The organism is Desmospora activa DSM 45169 (assembly GCF_003046315.1).
In the GTDB taxonomy this organism is placed as follows: Bacteria; Bacillota; Bacilli; order Thermoactinomycetales; family DSM-45169; genus Desmospora; species Desmospora activa.
In genome coordinates this window covers 2,672,370-2,690,787 of record NZ_PZZP01000001.1, presented here as the reverse complement: position 1 = coordinate 2,690,787, position 18,418 = coordinate 2,672,370, and the positions used below count along the sequence as shown (strand labels likewise).

The 18,418-nt window shown below is 49.6% G+C and carries 19 protein-coding genes; 11 read left to right on the top strand and 8 right to left on the bottom strand.

Features of this window, described 5'->3' with window-relative positions:
- The first annotated feature begins 102 nt into the window (after nt 1-102).
- Together C8J48_RS12970 and C8J48_RS12965 are read left to right on the top strand one after the other, a co-directional pair.
- A complete protein-coding gene (locus C8J48_RS12970; RefSeq protein WP_107727454.1) occupies nt 103-1,482 on the top strand; it encodes a YjiH family protein in 1,380 nt (459 codons plus the stop codon).
- A gap of 148 nt (nt 1,483-1,630) precedes the next feature.
- Nucleotides 1,631-3,238: an amidohydrolase gene (locus C8J48_RS12965; RefSeq protein ID WP_107727453.1), complete on the top strand. Its 1,608-nt coding sequence runs from the start codon at nt 1,631-1,633 to the stop codon at nt 3,236-3,238.
- 69 nt (nt 3,239-3,307) lie between these two features.
- On the opposite strand, the gene C8J48_RS12960 is transcribed toward C8J48_RS12965, so the two are convergent.
- Together C8J48_RS12960 and C8J48_RS12955 are read right to left on the bottom strand one after the other, a co-directional pair.
- Nucleotides 3,308-3,901, bottom strand: coding sequence for a hypothetical protein (locus C8J48_RS12960; RefSeq protein ID WP_146160492.1), 594 nt, complete (start codon nt 3,899-3,901; stop codon nt 3,308-3,310).
- Nucleotides 3,902-3,995: 94 nt separating this feature from the next.
- Nucleotides 3,996-5,261 (bottom strand): vWA domain-containing protein, encoded by a 1,266-nt coding sequence (locus C8J48_RS12955; protein ID WP_170105473.1) that lies wholly within the window; start codon nt 5,259-5,261, stop codon nt 3,996-3,998.
- Between the two features lie 252 nt (nt 5,262-5,513).
- Here C8J48_RS12955 and C8J48_RS12950 point away from each other — a divergent pair, with 252 nt between their 5' ends.
- Both C8J48_RS12950 and C8J48_RS12945 read left to right on the top strand, forming a co-directional pair.
- Nucleotides 5,514-5,936: a cell wall hydrolase gene (locus C8J48_RS12950; RefSeq protein ID WP_107727450.1), complete on the top strand. Its 423-nt coding sequence runs from the start codon at nt 5,514-5,516 to the stop codon at nt 5,934-5,936.
- Nucleotides 5,937-5,950: 14 nt separating this feature from the next.
- Complete coding sequence (locus C8J48_RS12945) at nt 5,951-6,259, top strand: spore coat protein GerQ (protein WP_107727449.1); 309 nt, start codon at nt 5,951-5,953, stop codon at nt 6,257-6,259.
- 227 nt (nt 6,260-6,486) lie between these two features.
- On the opposite strand, the gene C8J48_RS12940 is transcribed toward C8J48_RS12945, so the two are convergent.
- Nucleotides 6,487-6,927, bottom strand: a complete 441-nt coding sequence (locus C8J48_RS12940; RefSeq protein ID WP_107727448.1) for a YtoQ family protein — start codon at nt 6,925-6,927, stop codon at nt 6,487-6,489.
- A gap of 188 nt (nt 6,928-7,115) precedes the next feature.
- Here C8J48_RS12940 and C8J48_RS12935 point away from each other — a divergent pair, with 188 nt between their 5' ends.
- Nucleotides 7,116-7,772 carry an FMN-dependent NADH-azoreductase gene (locus C8J48_RS12935; RefSeq protein WP_107727447.1) on the top strand — a complete coding sequence of 219 codons (657 nt, stop codon included), beginning with the start codon at nt 7,116-7,118 and terminating at the stop codon, nt 7,770-7,772.
- Between the two features lie 237 nt (nt 7,773-8,009).
- On the opposite strand, the gene C8J48_RS12930 is transcribed toward C8J48_RS12935, so the two are convergent.
- Nucleotides 8,010-9,350 (bottom strand): dicarboxylate/amino acid:cation symporter, encoded by a 1,341-nt coding sequence (locus tag C8J48_RS12930; protein WP_107727446.1) that lies wholly within the window; start codon nt 9,348-9,350, stop codon nt 8,010-8,012.
- 292 nt (nt 9,351-9,642) lie between these two features.
- Here C8J48_RS12930 and C8J48_RS12925 point away from each other — a divergent pair, with 292 nt between their 5' ends.
- Both C8J48_RS12925 and sat read left to right on the top strand, forming a co-directional pair.
- The gene (locus tag C8J48_RS12925; RefSeq protein ID WP_107727746.1) at nt 9,643-10,380 is read left to right on the top strand and encodes a phosphoadenylyl-sulfate reductase; all 738 of its coding nucleotides are present in this window, start codon (nt 9,643-9,645) and stop codon (nt 10,378-10,380) included.
- 1 nt (nt 10,381) lies between these two features.
- Nucleotides 10,382-11,548, top strand: coding sequence for a sulfate adenylyltransferase (sat, locus tag C8J48_RS12920; RefSeq protein ID WP_107727445.1), 1,167 nt, complete (start codon nt 10,382-10,384; stop codon nt 11,546-11,548).
- Nucleotides 11,549-11,655: 107 nt separating this feature from the next.
- On the opposite strand, the gene C8J48_RS12915 is transcribed toward sat, so the two are convergent.
- On the bottom strand, nt 11,656-12,408 hold the full coding sequence (locus C8J48_RS12915) for a S1C family serine protease (RefSeq protein WP_107727444.1): 753 nt from the start codon (nt 12,406-12,408) through the stop codon (nt 11,656-11,658).
- A 164-nt stretch (nt 12,409-12,572) separates the two neighbouring features.
- On the opposite strand from C8J48_RS12915, the gene speE reads away from it, so the two are divergent.
- Nucleotides 12,573-13,436 carry a polyamine aminopropyltransferase gene (speE, locus tag C8J48_RS12910; RefSeq protein ID WP_107727443.1) on the top strand — a complete coding sequence of 288 codons (864 nt, stop codon included), beginning with the start codon at nt 12,573-12,575 and terminating at the stop codon, nt 13,434-13,436.
- 94 nt (nt 13,437-13,530) lie between these two features.
- Nucleotides 13,531-14,094, top strand: a complete 564-nt coding sequence (locus C8J48_RS12905; protein ID WP_107727442.1) for a biotin transporter BioY — start codon at nt 13,531-13,533, stop codon at nt 14,092-14,094.
- A 13-nt stretch (nt 14,095-14,107) separates the two neighbouring features.
- Here C8J48_RS12905 and C8J48_RS12900 read toward each other — a convergent pair whose 3' ends face one another.
- On the bottom strand, nt 14,108-14,494 hold the full coding sequence (locus tag C8J48_RS12900) for a hypothetical protein (protein ID WP_107727441.1): 387 nt from the start codon (nt 14,492-14,494) through the stop codon (nt 14,108-14,110).
- 121 nt (nt 14,495-14,615) lie between these two features.
- Between C8J48_RS12900 and C8J48_RS12895 the strand changes: the two genes are divergently transcribed.
- Nucleotides 14,616-14,843 (top strand): YqgQ family protein, encoded by a 228-nt coding sequence (locus C8J48_RS12895; protein ID WP_245891224.1) that lies wholly within the window; start codon nt 14,616-14,618, stop codon nt 14,841-14,843.
- A 178-nt stretch (nt 14,844-15,021) separates the two neighbouring features.
- Here the strand turns inward: C8J48_RS12895 and leuD are convergent, their stop codons facing one another.
- Both leuD and leuC read right to left on the bottom strand, forming a co-directional pair.
- The gene (gene leuD, locus C8J48_RS12890) at nt 15,022-15,642 is read right to left on the bottom strand and encodes a 3-isopropylmalate dehydratase small subunit (RefSeq protein WP_107727440.1); all 621 of its coding nucleotides are present in this window, start codon (nt 15,640-15,642) and stop codon (nt 15,022-15,024) included.
- 12 nt (nt 15,643-15,654) lie between these two features.
- Nucleotides 15,655-17,067 (bottom strand): 3-isopropylmalate dehydratase large subunit, encoded by a 1,413-nt coding sequence (gene leuC / locus C8J48_RS12885; protein WP_107727439.1) that lies wholly within the window; start codon nt 17,065-17,067, stop codon nt 15,655-15,657.
- A gap of 334 nt (nt 17,068-17,401) precedes the next feature.
- On the opposite strand from leuC, the gene C8J48_RS12880 reads away from it, so the two are divergent.
- Nucleotides 17,402-18,364: an SPL family radical SAM protein gene (locus C8J48_RS12880; RefSeq protein ID WP_245891149.1), complete on the top strand. Its 963-nt coding sequence runs from the start codon at nt 17,402-17,404 to the stop codon at nt 18,362-18,364.
- Nucleotides 18,365-18,418 lie beyond the last annotated feature (54 nt).

Genomic DNA, 18,418 nt, shown 5'->3' with positions numbered 1-18,418 from the left:
GGCATGTGATAAACCATACTGTTGCCAGTGGTAGGGTATTCTGCTATCCTCGTGTAAGGTTATGCAGTTGTTTTGTATAAAAATACTAACGAGGTGGCTCATATGCCTGCACCCCAGCCAAAAAAATTGGTTTCTCTAACTTGGGAGACAGCCGGTTGGAGGCGACTCTTACGTTTTCTTCTCCCCTCATTACTGGGGGTGTTCTTGTTTCTCACCCCTGTTTATGTATCTGATAAATGGAATATTCCGGTAGGAGTGATGGCCGAAACCGTTCAATCCTGGTCGGCGGCATGGCTCCCGGGTATCATGACCACAGTGATGGTAGTAGCTGCTCTTGGTAGTATTCTTTTTCGGGTGTTTCAGCCACATTGGATCGCACGATCAGCGATTATGCGCCCGCTGTTCGATCTTTCCTGGGGATGGTTGACTTTTCGTGTCGTTGGAGCGATATTTGCTGCCATGACATTGTGGGAATGGGGGCCAGAGGCGATTACATCCGAAGTGACGGGTGGTACGGTATTGTTTGCCTTGATTCCGGTATTGGCCACCTGGTTTTTGTTTGCTTCCTTGTTTATGCCTCTGTTGATGGAATTTGGGCTGATGGACTTTATTGGCACTGTTGTGCATAAGGTGATGCGGCCACTGTTTCGCTTGCCGGGCCGTTCATCCATCGACGCAGTCGCTTCTTGGATGGGGAGTGGTCCAGTAGGAGTGTTGATCACCACGAAGCAGTATGAAAAGGGATATTATACGCAGCGGGAAGCGGCGGTAATCGCCACCAACTTTTCCATCGCCTCCATTGCGTTTAGTTTGGTGATTGCCACCTATATCGGAGTAGGGGCTTATTTTCTTCCTTTGTACGGGACGATTCTCTTGGCGGGGGTGGTGGCGGCTTTTATCTGTCCGCGTATCCCTCCCCTCTCCTGGAAACCGGATATCTATTATGAGCCAGTGGGTAAACAGATTGACGAAGAAGTGCCCGCCGGAAAATCACCATTGACCTGGGGGATGGAACAGGCCAAAGATCAAGCCTCAAGGGCAAGCATTCGTGGTGTGTTAAAGGCCAGCTTGGCTAATGTGTTGGATATTTGGCTGGGGCTGATTCCATTGGTGATGGGGCTAGGTACGCTCGCTTTGATAGTGGCGGAATTTACACCGTTGTTCCAGTGGTTGAGCATACCTTTAATCCCGCTGTTGACCTTGTTACAAGTACCGGAAGCGGAGGCGGCTGCGCCCGCGTTGATCGTCGGTTTTGTCGATATGTTTTTACCCGCGGTGATCGGAGCGGGAATCGAAAGTGAATTGACGCGTTTTGTGATTGCGGGAATGGCTGTTTCCCAGTTGATCTATCTTTCTGAGATCGGGATATTGCTTTTAAAATCGAAGATTCCAATCCGTTTTTGGGAACTAGCCGTCATCTTTTTGCAACGGACACTGATTACCTTGCCACTGTTTGTATGGGTGGGACATGTGTTGTTTTGAGTCCTTGTTGATGGTTGAAGTGACAGCCTTTTTACAGTAAATCGCGGGAGTGTCAATATCAATGGTACCGTGGAGATTTTGAAAAAGATGCGGGAATGACCAGCTTTTAGTCTTTTGGAGAAGCCGACAGGAAAGTAGGGGATAAACGGTGGAACGGGCTTTATTCATCAATGGCCAGGTGATCACGTTAGACTCGACGCGTCCTACAGCGGAAGCGGTCTATATCGAGTGGGGACGTATCCGCGCAGTTGGGGAGACAGAGGAGTTGCTGCTTCAATTTGGACGCCATGATGTGCCGGTGGTGGATTGGGAAGGAAATGTGGTTACACCGGGATTGGTGGATAACCATCTGCATTTGCTGGCTTATGGGATGGAACGCTCTCTACTTGATTTATCCCAGGTGAACTCCAAAGAAGAATTGTTGCGGTGCTTGCGGGAAGTTGTGGCCAAAACGCCGGAGGGCCGATGGATTCGCGGGATTCATTGGGATCAGAACCGCTGGAAAAAGCCTACTCTTCCCACACTGGCAGAAATTGATGCCGTCACCCCTTTCCACCCTGTGTTGCTGACCCGGACGTGTCACCATGTGTATTTGGTCAATTCCACTGCTTTGCGAACGGCTGGGATTGGGCAGAATGAGCCGGACCCGAGTGATGGATCTTTTGGTCGCGATGACAGGGGCAATTTCAATGGATTGGTATATGAAAACGCATCACAGCCGTTTTTTGCAGCCTTACCTGCCGCGACAGACGCAGATCGAAAAAAATGGGCGCAAACGGGGGCGCAAGAAGCGCTCTCTCTTGGGCTGACTGCAGTCCATACGGAAGATTTGCGCACAGCGGAAAGCGTCGATGCGCTAGAATCGATTTTTCGAGGGTTGGTGGAGGTGGATATTCCTTTACGCAGCCATCATTTGATCTATCATCCTTATTTGGAAGAGATCAAAGAGCGAGGATGGAAAACGGGAGATGGCGATGAATGGTTTCGCATCGGGGCGATGAAGCTTTTTGCCGATGGCAGCATTGGCGGGCGCACTGCCCTATTGTCGCAACCCTATGCCGATGCACCTGACACCTGTGGCTTATCTGTCCATATGCCGGCCGAGTTACAGCGATGGGTAGAGCACGCCCGCCAGGCAGGGATGACCGTAGCCATACATGCCATCGGAGACGGTGGAACCGAGATGGTGCTCGACGCCTTGGAAGCATTTCCGTTGCGGCAGTGGGTATCCGCCCCCAACCGGGACCGGCTGATCCATGCTCAGGTGTTGCGACGAGACTTATTACAACGCTTGACGCAATTGCCGCTGGCGTTGGATATCCAACCGCGCTTTGTTGCCAGCGATTTCCCGTGGGTGATGAACCGACTGGGGCGTGAGCGACTGGATTACGCTTATGCGTGGAAGACGCTGTTGGAAACCGGCTTACCCTGTGGAGGAGGAAGCGATGCCCCAATTGAGCCGCTTAATCCGCTGCTCGGCATCCATGCTGCGATTACTCGGCGGGCACCGGAAGACGCTCACGAAGAAGGCTACCTGCCGCAACAGAAACTAACCCCTCTCCAAGCGTTGCGTCTATTCACTCTGGGTGCGGCAGCGACTGCGGGGGAGGAAGGGGAGCGCGGCTCCATCTCCCCAGGTAAATGGGCTGATTTTACCGTATTTGATCGGGATTTGTTGGGACCGGATCCGGATGAATGGTTACAGGCTCAGGTGAGAATGACCGTGGTAAACGGGCGGATTGGTTATCGGGCGTAAAAACACCGTAGAAAATAAACAAAACTCCCCTGGGTAAGGGAGTTTTGTTTGAGCAGGTAAAAGGGGGTGTCAGGGTAGGGGATTGCTGTCTTCTTGAGACTCAGCCATTACTTCCACTTGATAATAGATGGTGGAAAACGTCGTACTGATGATCATGGTACAGATAAAAAGTACTAAAGTTGGTAATCCCGTTGCCGCTCCTCCACCTGTAACTGAAACAATGGAGCCAGCAATAAATAGGATACCGATCCATCGAAGGTTCCCATCTTTCTGGCTTTTTGGTTTACCATTTTTAATATCCATATTGAACAATTTGCACACCGTTGCCCGATGTTTATAACCCAATATGATTGAAGCGACAAACAAAACAGCGAACACAACCCCTAACCACACGGCTTCTCCTGAAATTCTCCACGCTAATACCAAAGCATAAAATGCGCCGAGGTTTACAGATACGATTGAAAAAAGATAGCGATGGGACAAACGATAAAAATGGCCAAAAAAATGACCATAACCAATCCAACAAATCAAAAGAAATAAAGATAATATCCATATTTCCAACCATACAGTTGAGACATCAGGTAAAATCGCTGCACAACCTCCAACAACGAATGGAAAAGAGATTATAGCGAAATATGCTGCAATCGACGGTTTTTCTTTCACCATTACATCTCTGCTATCAATCGACGTTTTTAGCTGAAACCATGGTAAAGACTAATGAGGGATGGAAGAGCATGTATCCATCCCGCTTTCATTCTTATGGAGCTTTCTCTTCAAGCTCTTTTGTTGTTTTCTCATCATCCTTTTCTATATCTTGATCCAACTGATTCAAGTATTCACTGATGTATTGATCGAGCTCGTCTCCACGTGATTCAATCCATTCATCGATCTTATTATTATCCTCGATTAAATTCATATCTTCCATCATCATTGCTAGTTTATAGAATCGACCTTCTTCTCTGGACAACACTTCATAAAAATGATCTTCTAACTCCATTAAGTCAAAATGCTTATCCGAGTTTTGTTCCGCAACCGAATAATAATTATCGTTTTTCCACTGCTCCCAAGCCGCATCGATCTTTAAACGCTCATTCTCCATCCATGCTTGCAAATCCTCGCCTGTGTCTACGGTTTCATACACGCCACCACCAGCTTCAGCTACTTCCTTTAATTCTTTTTGTCCTTTGTCATCCACATCAAAGCCAATGATATTGACCATCGCCTGTATATTCGATTGATTGAGATGCTTCGCTTCTTTGATCGGATCACCACCACAAGTTTCCTCTCCATCACTCACCACATAAACGAGATTGCGGGCGTTTTCGGAATTAGCACTTAGATCATCCTTGGCACTTTTAATGGCGGCTGCCAGAGGAGTCCAGCCTATGGGCTTTACGTTATCCAATACTTGTTGAAAACGATCATCATATGTATGAGCTTCGTAGATAACCTCATTGCTATCACATGACACTGCTTTATCTTTTTCGCTGTTACTTCCTTTGTGGCCGTAAATACGGAGGGAGACATTGGTTCCTTCTGGAAGGTTAGAAGCAAAGTGATTAACCGCTTCCTTCGCTAAGTCCATTTTTACTCCACCTGGAACTTGCCCGGCCATACTTCCACTTGCATCCAACAAGATGGCTACATTCAGTTGTTCTGGTACAAAATCAATCCCTGCAGCAATATCCGGTTGATCACTCAGCCGGTGTTCGGTATCAAACGCATCCAATCTCTTTTTAAACGGTCGATAATCTTCCGCTACATAGGATAGCATTAACGCAAATGCTTCATCGGGGTTCATTTTGTCATGTTTTTTAAGCTCTTGTTCAATTTTTTTTACATTGTATTTGTCTCCAGCGAAGGTGCCTGGTTTTGCTGTTAGGATGTCTTCAATCGATTGTGTTTTAGCGAAGTTTTTTTCCCTGCTCTCATCGTTATCAGCTGCATTATTTACAGGCGAGTTACATCCAATTAAAGCGATGCATAACAAAGTCACCATGGATAGTCTTACACGATCGAGCATGATTGGTTGCCCCCTATAAAGATGTGGATAAAGTTGAGTCATCAACAAAAAGACCGAAAGAAATAATGATTTAAGGGATTCTTTACTGTCAAATGCATGTTCATTTTATACCATCTGGTCAATATAACCAAGGAATTTATTGATATTTTCACAAAAATAATATCGGAGTTGTATAAGATCGACAATTGCACTTACAGCTTCCGGTTCTTTTTTTCCTTCACCTGAAATAGGGTTAAGGGTGAGGTGGTTTCTATGGCGGTGGTACGGACAAACAGCGAGCACGTCAAGTTGTTGGCGCGGTTGATGCGGGCGGAAGCGGAAGAGGATGGCGAGCAGGGGATGTTGATGGTGGGAAATGTGGGGGTTAATCGGGTGAGATCCAACTGCTTGGATTTTCAAGATCTGAGTACATTGCAGCAGATGGTTTTTCAATCACCCGGTGGGTTTGAGGCGGTACAAAAGCCTTACTTTTATCAGGCGGCACGCCAACGGGAGATTCGCTTGGCGCGACGGGTGGTCAAAGGGGAACGAATTGACCCGGCGCGTTATGCGCTCTGGTTTTTTCGACCGCCAGGAGTCTGTCCGCCAACTTGGTTTAATCAGACAAACAGCGGCCGTTTTAAAGCGCACTGTTTCTATGTTCCTTCTGCGACCGAGTGTCCTAACGTTTATTGAGGGGGTGTAGCGGGATGTATTGGAATTATCCCTATCAGGCTCAGGTGGCTGATTATAGCTGGGTATCCCAGCGGCGTGAACGGGTCTATACCGAGGATCTGTTGGAGCGGAACGTCGGCAAGCTGATTACCGTCTACCTCACCTTTGAGAACAATCCCCAGTGGAACGCAAAAAGAGTGACAGGCACGCTGCGCGGGGTGGGGCGGGATTTTATCCTGGTTCGTGATCAACAGTCGGGCAAAGATATGGTATTCCATAATATCAATGTCGATTATGTCGTGTTTGAAAACCAGCCTGCCGCCTTAGCCGGGGAAGCGGAGTGAGGATTTGGAGATTAGTGGGGATTGGTTTTCCAATATCCTTTATCCACGTGGGTTTATTTTCATCTGGTTTCCGTATATTGAACTAGGGGTGATAAATCTCACCCCATAGGTGCGACTTTCATCAGCGCTGTCTGCGACCCCGTATTACGTATCATAAAAAGTGACCCGCCCACGGTTTTCTAATTGGGACAGGGTCACTTTTTTCGAGCCCCCGTATGAGGGCCTTTTTATTCTAATACATATGCCAACGCATCCAGGGCTTGCTCCGGTGTTTCCACAACCACTTGCGCCCGTTGTGCCAGCTCTTTTAAAGGGTGGATCAGTGCTGGCGGCCGCACTAAGATGAGGGGTTTGTTGGATTGAATCGCGATGGCTGCGTCCATTGCCGTGTTCCATTGGCGGTATTTTTCTCCGAACAGGGCGATAACCACATCCGCTTTTTCCATCCATATACGGGTGCGCAGATTATTCATCTCAGAGGCGGCTTGATCCCGGTACTCCGCGTTGGGCTGTTGCCCCTTGATCGCTTCACCGATGTCATCGGAGCGGTCGTGATCTTCTTGCGGCCCTTTAAACACGATTGGAAGATTACGCTCCTCCGCTTTTAACCGCAGTTGCTCCCGCCAATCATCGTGGATCTGACCAGCCAAGTAAACAATGAGCTGCATTTTTTCCACTCCTTTATGTACGAAATAGAGTCATCATTTTTATGGTATCAGATATTCGGCTAAGATCAATCGAGGAAAGCGCTTTCTCTAGTTGATTAACTTGACAAAAGTAAGTAAATCGATTATCCTTCTGTTTAGTAAGTCACTAAATATTAGTTAGTTTTACATCGAGAAAAGGATGGGGAGACATGAGCAAAGTATTATATGTTACCGCCAACCCAAAAGCGGTAGAAGACTCCTTTGGATTAAAAACGGGACAAGCTTTCCTGGATGCTTACAAGGAAGCCAACCCTCAGGACGAAATCATTCATCTGGATCTGTATAAAGAAGAGATTCCATTGATTGATGCCGATGTACTTTCTGGATGGGGCAAGCTGGGTGCGGGCCAATCCTTTGATGCGCTTACCCCGGACGAGTCGAAAAAAGTGGCCCGGCTCGGCGAATTGGTCGATCAGTTTGTGGCGGCTGATCGCTATGTATTTGTTTCTCCGCTGTGGAACTTTGGTGTTCCTCCGCAGTTGAAAGCTTATATCGATGCCGTGGCGGTTGGAGGTAAAACCTTCCGCTATACGGAAGCAGGTCCGGAAGGGTTGTTAAAAGGGAAAAAAGCGGTCCATATCCATGCGACCGGCGGCGTCTACAGTGAAGCACCGATGGATGCCATGGATTTCAGCAACCCTTATTTGGTGGCGGTACTCGGCTTTTTTGGCATTACCGATGTGGAAACCGTTCGCGTTGAGGGGATGAACCAATTCCCGGACCGGGTGGATGCAATCTTGGCTGAAGCCAAGGAGAAAGCACGGGAAACGGCGAAAACATTTGCAAGTGATACAGTAACCGCCTGATCGAGAAAATTGGATTGCACCGAAGAAAGCCCGACATCTTGACCGATGTCGGGCTTTCCTGTTGCGACAAATTACTGCTTTATCCGTTGAGCGCTCTACTACGCATAGCGAGACCCAGGAGCGAAGCGATCAAGGCGAAATTTGTACTGGTGAGTACAGGCTTAAGGCGGATAATCCCCCCGACCGCTAGCACTCACGTACGTGTTTGATGCCGGGTTGTTTGTTGTATCGGTGACATCAACTACTGGTCGCTGTGGTATTGGAAGGGGTGTTCAATTCCAGTTCATCCGGGGAGTCGTTATTGTTAAAAGCTTCGCGGTCAAACTCTCCTTCTGAATCGGCTACCACCAGGGAGACAACGGTGTCTCCGGTAACATTGACGGCGGTGCGTCCCATATCCAACAGTGCATCGATTCCCAGTACTAGGGCCAGCCCTTCCAGGGGAAGTCCCAAACTGCTCAACACCACTGTCGTCATAATGGAAGCGGTGCCGGGCACCCCGGCGGTCCCGATAGAAGCCAAGGTGGCAGTGCCGATGAGCAGCAGATAATCGGTCACCCCGAGATCGATGCCAAAGACTGTCGCCACAAAGATGGCGGTTACTGCAGGGTATAGCCCTCCACAAGCATCCATATTCATGGTAGCGCCAAGAGGGGCAACAAAGCTGGATATCTTCTCCGACACTTTTACCCGATTGGTTAAGGTTTTAATGGTGACGGGAAGTGTGCCGTAGCTGCTGCGGGTGGAAAACGCGACCACCACCGCTGGATAGATTTTACGGAAAAAGCGAATTGGGTTTACCTTGGCTACAAAGGTGACGATACTGCCGTAGGTGATCACCATATGGATCAGACAAGCCAGATACACAGCGGCAATCATCTTGGTCAAGGGAAGTAAGGTGTCCAACCCATAACTGGCGGCGACGGAAGCCAGCAACCCAAACACCCCGTAAGGGGTTAGTTTTAAAATCAATTTGGTTACACGGAATATAATGCGTGAAAAAGCCTCGATAAAATCTTGAAACGGTTTGACACGGGCAGCGTCACGCTGGCTTTCAATGCTGATGGCGATCCCCAGGATGATCGTAAACAGAATGATTGGCAGAATTTTATCATCCGCAGCCTGAGACACGATATTGGAAGGAATCATATCCAGGAATACCTCGGATACTGGTGGAATCTCCCGCGCTTCCACTTGCTCGCTCCCCATCTGGATACCGGCTCCGGGGTTGATTGCGGTTCCAACCGCAATACCGATCCCGCTGGCGATTATAGCGGTCAACAGAAACCAAGCAATTGTTTTGGTACCGATTTTCCGCAATTGGGAAGGATCGCGCAAACGGGTGATGCTGGTTAATAAGGCGGTTACCACCAACGGGATTACCAGCATCTTAATCAGACTGACGAATGCCTGGCCGAAGAATTTGACTGGCTCGGCGGTTTCACCAAAATAGGCCCCAAAGGCTACACCTAGCAGCATGGCAATCAAGACACGAATGCCGAAGCTGATTCGGAAGAACTGTTTCAGAGAAAATAGGAGCAACAGCAAAACAACGGCTACACTCCACATCAACCACATCGTACTCACCCTTTCCTATAACCGGATTATCTCAATGATTAATTCTTATGAGGTCTGTTGATTATCAAAATGTTGGAAGGGCGGCCCTCCCTCTTTATCCGATATATAGCTTGATCAACAACCTGTAATTCTCATGCGATTAATGGGTTTTATATTACGCCTTTCGAAGGAGTATGTCAATACTTTTGTAAGGAGGATCGGTCGAAAAAAGGGGCACCTACCTACTCGATTTGGAATATGAAAAAAAGGGAGGAGGGAGATATCATTGCTCAATCGATCCAAGATGGCTACGATGTCGACAGAAGTGGCGGAGGTTAGTGATCAGGAAGCAGTTAAAGAGGCGGCGCAAGCCCTTCGTCGCTCATCGCCACAGGAAGTGTTGCAGTGGGGGGTGGGGCGATTCGGGAACTCCTTTACCCTGGCATGCAGCTTTGGATTGGAAGATGTCGTGTTGGTGGATATGCTGTTTCAACTGAACCCGGAAATCGAGATTTTTTATCTAGACACGGATTTGTTGTTTGCGGAAACACATCAAACCCGTGAACGATTGTCGAAACGATATGGGAAACACTTTATCCGCGTGGTACCGGAGCTTTCGCTGAAGGAGCAGGAAGAGGATTACGGGGAAACGTTGTGGAAGCGGGACCCTCACACCTGTTGTGCCATTCGCAAGGTAGAGCCACTGCGCCGTTTTCTCTCCGACTACCGGGCTTGGTGTACAGGGATTCGACGGGAGCAGTCTCCAACCCGATCCCAGGCGGAAACGGTGGAATGGGATGAGATATTCCAGATGGCCAAATTAAATCCCTTGGCCCATTGGACGATAGAAGAAGTGTGGGATTATGTCCACAAAAATCGTGTTCCCTTTAATCCGATGCATGAGCAGATGTATCCCAGCATCGGGTGTATTCCCTGTACGCAACAAGTACGTCCGGGAGAGGATAGCCGGGCCGGTCGCTGGCGGGGGATGTCCAGGACCGAGTGTGGCTTGCACCAACATCAATCCGGCTCCTTGGCGGGAGGGAAGTAAGATGGTGGCAGATCCTCATGGAGGACGGCTGGTCGATCAGGTATGGAGTGGAGCGCGCCGACAGGAGGGATTGCGTCGGGCGGAAAAAGGGCTGGCGGTTTCCCTGTCAGCGGCTGCTTTAGCCGATGTGGAATGTTTGGCGACAGGGGTGTTTTCTCCTCTACGGGGTTTTTTGACGGAAGAAGATTATTATCGTGTTTGTAATCGTATGCGTTTGGCGGATGGAACCGTGTGGAGCATCCCGATAACCTTGCCGGTTTCCCGCGATGTGCGGGAGGGGATGGAGTTGGGGTTGCGGGATGCCGCCAGCGGGGAGATCGTAGCCCTAATGGAAGTGAAGAGTCTGTTTGCAATTGATCCTGTGTGGGAAGCGGAGCGCGTCTTTGGCACTCAGGATCAAAAACATCCAGGTGTAAGCCAGTTGTTCCGCGCATCGCGGTGGCGGGCGGGTGGACCCGTTTATCTGTTGCGGAAGCCGAGGCGAGATAACTTTGCCGAATACCCCGCTTACCCTGCTGAGACGCGTACCCTTTTTCAACAGCGGGGTTGGCGGACGGTCGTGGGATTTCAGACGCGTAACCCTGTCCACCGTGCCCATGAATATATCCAAAAGTGTGCCTTGGAGATAGTGGACGGTTTGTTTTTACATCCACTGATAGGTCCTACCAAAGCGGACGATATTCCGGCGGAAGTTCGCATGCGCAGTTATGAGGCGATTTTGGAAGCTTATTACCCCCGTGATCGAGTATGCCTGGGCATCTTTCCGGCAGCGATGCGATATGCCGGGCCGCGGGAGGCGGTTTTTCACGCACTGGTGCGAAAAAATTATGGCTGTACCCATTTCATCGTAGGACGGGATCATGCGGGAGTGGGAGATTATTACGGCAGTTACGACGCACAGGATTTGGTCCGTTCCTTACCGGTGGAGGAACTGGGCATTCAACCGCTCTTCTTTGAACACAGCTTTTACTGTCGTCGTTGTCAAGGCATGGCATCGTTAAAGACGTGTCCACATACCGAAGCTGATCGACTCATCCTGTCGGGCACCAAGGTGCGAACGATGCTTCGTTCCGGCGTTACACCGCCCCCTGAGTTTTCCCGTCCTGAAGTGATCCGTGTATTGCTGGAACCGTTGCAAATAAAAAGCGAGCAATCCGTGGGTAGATAAAGCATCTCCCGCGGATTGCTCGCTTTTCCTGTGTAGGTGAGTAGGACTAGGTATGGTATAATTCCCTTGAATCCAGGTAGGCTGGATAGCGGTTGGCTAGTATCCACTTATCCGCTGAAGTGGGATCGGATCAAGGGTTTGACCTCATCGATGGGGATGGCAAAACTGATGCTTTGAGAAGGATAGACGACCAAGGTGTTGATACCGATAACCTGCCCCAAGATGTTTAACAACGGTCCACCACTGTTGCCGGGGTTGATGGCGGCATCCGTCTGGATTACATTGCCGAAGTGGCGGTTTTCCAGGCGAAGGGGGCGATCTTTGCCGCTGATGATACCGATGGTAACGGAATCGTTTAACCCCAAAGGATTGCCGATGGCGACAGCCCATTCCCCCACTTCCGTCAACTGGGATGAGCCCATCGGAAGCGGTTTAAGGGGTTGAGACGCTTGTACGCGAATGACGGCGATATCGTGGCGAGGTTCTCTCCATACTACTTCCGCCAGCAGCGGCTTTTTATGTCCATATAGGTTGACCAGTATCCGATGGGCATTTCGTACCACATGCTCGTTGGTCAAAATGAGCCCTTGGGGTGAAATGATAAAACCCGATCCAAATTGGCGCTGCTTACGTGGGGTCGATTGGCCGCCCCATTCAGACAAAATGCGGCCAAAAAAGGACGCCGGTACCGCTTCGTTTTGGTCTTCCGCCAAAATGGAGACCACACTGTGGCGGGCGCGGCGGATGACGGGAACAAAGGTGTTGGCCGGGTGACTGGCAGACAGAGAATGTACGTCACCGCGGCGGCGTCTGGCGTGGTTCATGGTTGTTGGTGCATGGAATGCATCTGATACATACACCAGTTCCCCCTCTCGATCGACGTTTGGCAAGGTGACGCTTAACAGATGTCACGCCTGATCCGTTTGTATATTTTATTGGCGGAGTGGGGAGAAGTGCGGGCGATTGTCCGGCTGAGACAGCAGTCTTATCATTGATTCATAAAAAAAGAGGAGGGTACCCAGCGTTGACGATTAAAGGTGTGTTCGTCTGGGATGACACGGATTGGCTGTCTGATCCCGAAGACCGTTTTGGCTTTCGCGCGACATGGAAAGTAAAGCGGGTATTGGCCAAGGAGGAGTCGGTCTTTCAGGAAGTGGCGGTGATTGAGACAGAAGGTTTTGGGAAGACATTGGTATTGGATGGCGTGGTTCAGACCACGGAAAAAGATGGCTTTATCTATAATGAAATGATTATGCACGTTCCGCTGGCGACCCATCCCCAACCGGCAGACGTTTGTATTGTCGGTGGTGGTGACGGTGGGGCAGCACAGGAAGCGGTAAAATATTCCTCCGTGCAAGCAGTAGATATGGTGGAGATCGATCGCAAAGTAGTGGAAGTTAGTCAACGCCACCTACCAGAAGTGGCCGGCTTTGGTGAACCGGATCCGCGCATTCGCTTTGTTTATGAGGATGGGACTGCTTTTATCAAGGAGCGGGAAAACGCATATGATGTGATTGCCATCGATTCCTCCGATCCCGTCGGTCCGGCGGCCGTATTGTTTGAAAAGCCATTTTATCAGGATGCGAAACGAGCGCTAAAGGATGACGGAATTTTAGTGTGCCAAAGTGAGTCCCCCGTCTTTCACCCTGAGGTACTAAAGCGGGTCCATCACACCTTACGTGAACTGTTTCCGGTGGTGCGCACTTATTTGGCGGCGATTCCCACCTACCCCGGCGGAGTATGGAGCTTTACTCTGGCATCGCTGCGGCACGATCCGTTGGAAGCGGACGGACAGCGACTGGTGACCGCGGGAAACCGCTATGTTAACCACGATATACTGGATGGATGCTTTCGTTTGCCACAGTATGTAAAAGAGCTCTTGTCCTGATGCGATATATGTTAACTTAGGATATATGAAGGTTGACAATTAGTCGACCTTTTTTTATGATTTCCTTGACCTATAGGAAATCGAGGTGTTGTGCATGAAGGGAAAGACAGCTTCCATTCGGTTGATGTTGTTTGCTGCGATGTTTGCGGCCTTGACCGCGGTGGCGGGTCAGATCGCCATCCCGTTACCACCGGTACCGATTACGCTGCAGACACTGGTGGTGATGTTGGCCGGATCGGTGTTGGGCGCCCGTTGGGGGGCGACAAGTATCGCCGTTTTGATCCTGCTGGCGGCGTTTGGAGTACCGGTATTGTCAGGGGGAAGTGGTGGGTTGGCGATATTGGTGGGACCTACTGCGGGATACATATGGAGTTGGCCCTTGGCTGCTTTTCTCATCGGCTGGTGGACGGAAAGGATGGCTCCCCGGCTTCATTTTTGGCGACTGGCGCTGGTTCACTTCATTTGGGGAACGGCGCTGATCAATCTCGTCGGAATGTCATGGTTAGTATTGGGAGCGGGGTTGGATTGGCGAGTGGCGTTGGCGACTGGCGTGTTGCCCTTTATTCCGGGCGATATCATAAAAGTGCTAATCGCCTCATCGATCGCCTTAAGTCTGTACCGAGCGTATCCGATTATCGACAAAAAACACGCCGGATGATAATGGGTTTTATCTACGTAGTGATGGCGGCAAAGGTATCCAGTTGTTGTAACTGCTGAATAAAGCGATCATTGAGTGGGACCAACAAATCAGTCGGACCTCGCTCATAGCTGCCATTTCGATTGATGACCCGAATGCGATGGGCTGAAATGCGATAATAATGTTGAGGAAACCGTGGGCGAACGGCGGAGTCTCCGACGATTTCCCACAGGGGTGTCGGCCGTTTCAAGCGAAAAGGAATTAATCCCAATGTATCGGAAAGCATGATTTGATAAGAAGTATGTGGTTTTTGGAAAATCAGTTCTTTTGTGGTCAGCGTGCAGCCCAATTGATTACGCTTTTGGGAGATGATCAGCTCGCCTTCCATCGATTTCACTTGGATAAAATCAGAAAATGGCATATGGCCACAACCCTTTTCACGTAGTAGTAAGCTTGTTGGCAAACAGATCGGATATCGTTGATCTTATTTTACCATATCTAAACAAAGGCTTTTTGCCGTCGGATTTTATATTTTGGGGTTGGTGGAAAAAGTGGTTCAGGAAGCATCCATTCGAGTGATGGCAGATGTACGGGCGTTGTTAAAGCGGTTTGGCACGATTATTTACACAGGGGACCCGTTGTCGGATCTATATATGATGGAAGAGGAGTTGCTGGAGCTTTACCAACTGGGCATGGTGGAGGCGAAGATATGGATGGCTGCACGTCAAGTGATTGCCCAGGAAAAACGTCGCTTAGAGCAGTCTCATTGAGTGAAGCCGGTGCTGCTCCCCTGATAAAAGGATACATTTTACGGCGGTACCTTGGTACCGGAACCGGTCAATATGCTTGATTGAATGCGGATTTCGACTTCGCTACAAATCGGCATAAGCGAAAGTGAATTTAAAAGCCAGCCTCCAACATTATTGGACGGCTGGCTTTTTAGTTCGATTATGTTCGTTCCACTGATTGCAATGAATAATAACCAGGAAGCTTTGCTTCGTATGTGGAGATTGTTTCATCCGATTGCAGGGTGATGGCGATATCGTCTAAGCCGTTTAAGAGGCAGTGGCGGCGATAAGGCTCTACTTCAAAGTCGACTTCAAAATCGGAATCGTCTTTGACGAGGCATTTTTCTAGATCGACGGTTAGTGTTTGGCTTTTTCCTTGATTGATCCGTTGAAACAATGCATCCACTTGTGTTTCCGGCAAACGGACGGGTAGAATCCCGTTTTTAAAGCAGTTGTTATAAAAGATATCGGCAAAGGACGGAGCAATTACTACCCGAATACCATAATCGAGAAGAGACCAGGGAGCGTGTTCACGGGAAGAACCGCAACCAAAGTTAGTACGAGCCAACAGAATCGATCCCGTCTTGTAATCATCCCGATTTAGCACAAAATCGGGGTTGGGATTGCCTTGACTGTCAAAGCGCCAATTGTAAAAAAGATATTGACCGAAGCCGGTCCGTTCGATTCGTTTTAAAAATTGCTTAGGAATAATCTGGTCGGTGTCAACATTTGCCCGGTCCAAGGGGATGACACGACCGGTGTGGATTGTCAGGGCTTCCACGGTAATCCCTCCTTAGTCTTGATAGTCCCATTGACGGATATCGGTAAACCGTCCCTCGATTGCAGCTGCTGCGGCCATCGCCGGACTGACGAGGTGTGTGCGGCCACCGCGACCTTGTCGACCTTCAAAGTTGCGGTTAGAGGTAGAGGCGCAGCGCTCTCCCTCTGACAAGATGTCGGCGTTCATGGCCAGACACATACTGCAACCGGATTCGCGCCATTCAAATCCGGCTTCGATAAAGATTTCATGTAAGCCTTCTGCTTCCGCCTGCTTTTTCACCTGTTGTGATCCGGGTACAACCATGGCATGGACATGGGGGGAAACGCGTTTGTTTTTTACCACTTTGGCGGCTGTGCGCAAGTCCTCCATGCGGGAGTTGGTACAGGAGCCGATAAAAACGCGATCCAAGCGGATTTTCGAGATCGGTGTGCCAGGGGTTAAGCCCATGTATTCCAGCGCGTTGCGAGCAGATTGACGTTCAGTTTCAGTGGGGAAAGAATCGGGATCGGGAACAGATTGGGTAATGTCTGTGCCCATGCCGGGGCTTGTTCCCCAGGTAACTTGAGGGGCGATCGATGCAGCATCTAACTCTACCCGGCGATCATAGACGGCTCCTTCATCGGTTTGCAGGCTTTTCCAATCCACTACGGCACGTTCAAAATCATCCCCTTTGGGAGCGTGTGGGCGTCCCCGCAGATAGGAGAAGGTGGTCTCGTCGGGAGCGATCATACCGGCACGAGCACCTGCCTCAATCGACATATTGCAGACGGTCATCCGCTCTTCCATCGACAGATTACGGATGGCTTCTCCGGTGTATTCAATCACAGTGCCGGTAGCGCCATCAGTGCCGATTTTGGCGATTACAGACAAAATCAAATCCTTGGCGGTCACGCCTGGGGCCAGTTTGCCCTTAACATGTACCTCCATCGTCTGCGGTTTCAATTGTTGCAGACATTGCGTGGCCAAAACATGTTCCACTTCACTGGTGCCGATCCCAAAAGCAAGTGCGCCAAAGGCACCGTGTGTGGAGGTATGACTGTCTCCACAGACGATTGTCTTGCCGGGCAGTGTCACTCCTTGCTCAGGGCCGATCACATGAACGATGCCTTGATCGGGGTGATGTAGATCAAACAGGGAAATTCCAAACTCGTGGCAATTTTTAGCCAGCGTGTCCATCTGCTTAGCGGAAGTGCCGTCGGTAATCGGTAGTGAACGGTCGGTAGTAGGAACATTGTGATCCATGGTTGCAATCGTAAGATCAGGACGGCGTACTTTTCGTCCTGCCAGACGTAATCCCTCAAATGCTTGTGGAGAGGTCACCTCATGAATCAAATGAAGGTCGATATACAGAATGGCCGGTTTGCCCTCCTGCTGCTCAATCACATGGCGGTCCCACACTTTTTCAAACAATGTGCGTGGTTTCACTCCTCCATCTCCTTTCCCCAAGTAAAATATATTGTTCCCATTGTAGCAAAGTTTCGGACGGTTTCAAGAGGGATTTAAAAAAGTGCAATCATTTAACTGTAAAAATAAAGGAAAATAGACGAGAGAGTTGTCGTGCAAAGCGAGACCCGGGAACGAAGTAACCGAGGCGAGACTTGTGCTTTGGAGTGCAAAGCGAGACCCGGGAACGAAGTACCCGAGGCGAGACTTGTGCTTTGAAGTGCAGGGAGCGCACACGAATAACACCCTATCAGTTCGGAGATAAGTTTGTCAGCGCCTCAAAGAGGTTGATTTGCTCCAAAGTTGCAAGCGTGGTATGATTAAAACATATGTTCGATGGATGGTGATTCTGTTGAATGGAGAGCTGCCAGCACGCTGGTTTCCAAAAAAACCAAAATCGATTCTTAACCGTGTCGAAGGGATGCCCTTTCAATGGTCGATCAATCCATACAGAGGTTGTGGGCATGGGTGTCACTTTTGTTATGCCCGCGGGACCCATTCTTGGCTGGGATATGGGGCCGATGACAGTTTTCGCAATAATATCGTTGTCAAACGTGACGCTGCCGACGTGTTGGAAGCGGAACTGAAGAGAGGGAAGTGGACAGGTGGCGGGATTAGTTTAGGAACAGCAACTGACCCCTATCAGCAGCTAGAAGGAAAGCTGGGTGTCACTCGCTCGATCTTAGAGGTGCTGCGAAAATATAAAGTGCCTTGCAGCATTACCACCCGCTCGCCTTTGATTTTGCGCGACCTCGATCTTTTGCGGGAAATGGAAATTCACTCCATCAACATCAGCATCAGCACTTTGGATGAGGGTGTGTGGAAGTGCACAGAGCCTTCTTCTCCTCATCCGCAGCAGCGGTTACGGACAGTGGCACGATTGGTGGAGGCCGGGCTATGCGCGGGGCTGTTTTTGGCTCCCATTATTCCTTATCTGACGGATGAAGAGCAGACGGTGGAGAATGTAATTCAGGAAGCACAGGCTGTGGAGGCTCGTTTCTTGTCGCCTTCTCTCTTGCGATTAAAGCCAGAGGTAAAAAGCTGGTTTTTTCGTCAGCTGCAGTCACACTATCCGTTGGAAGTGGCCCGATTGGCTCGCCTATATGAAGGCGCGCATGCACCGGAATCCTTTCGTAAACCCTTACTTCATCGTATCCGTTGTCAGATCGAAGCGGCGGGGTTTTCAACAGAGATCCCGATCGTAAATGATGGTGACAGAGTTGGGTCCGCCATGGCTAAAAAAGATGAGGGAGACTCTATTCAGCTCAGCTTATTTTAGTTTGAACAATGTACTGGACTCCTTCGATTTTTAAACTCAAATGGCCGGACATAC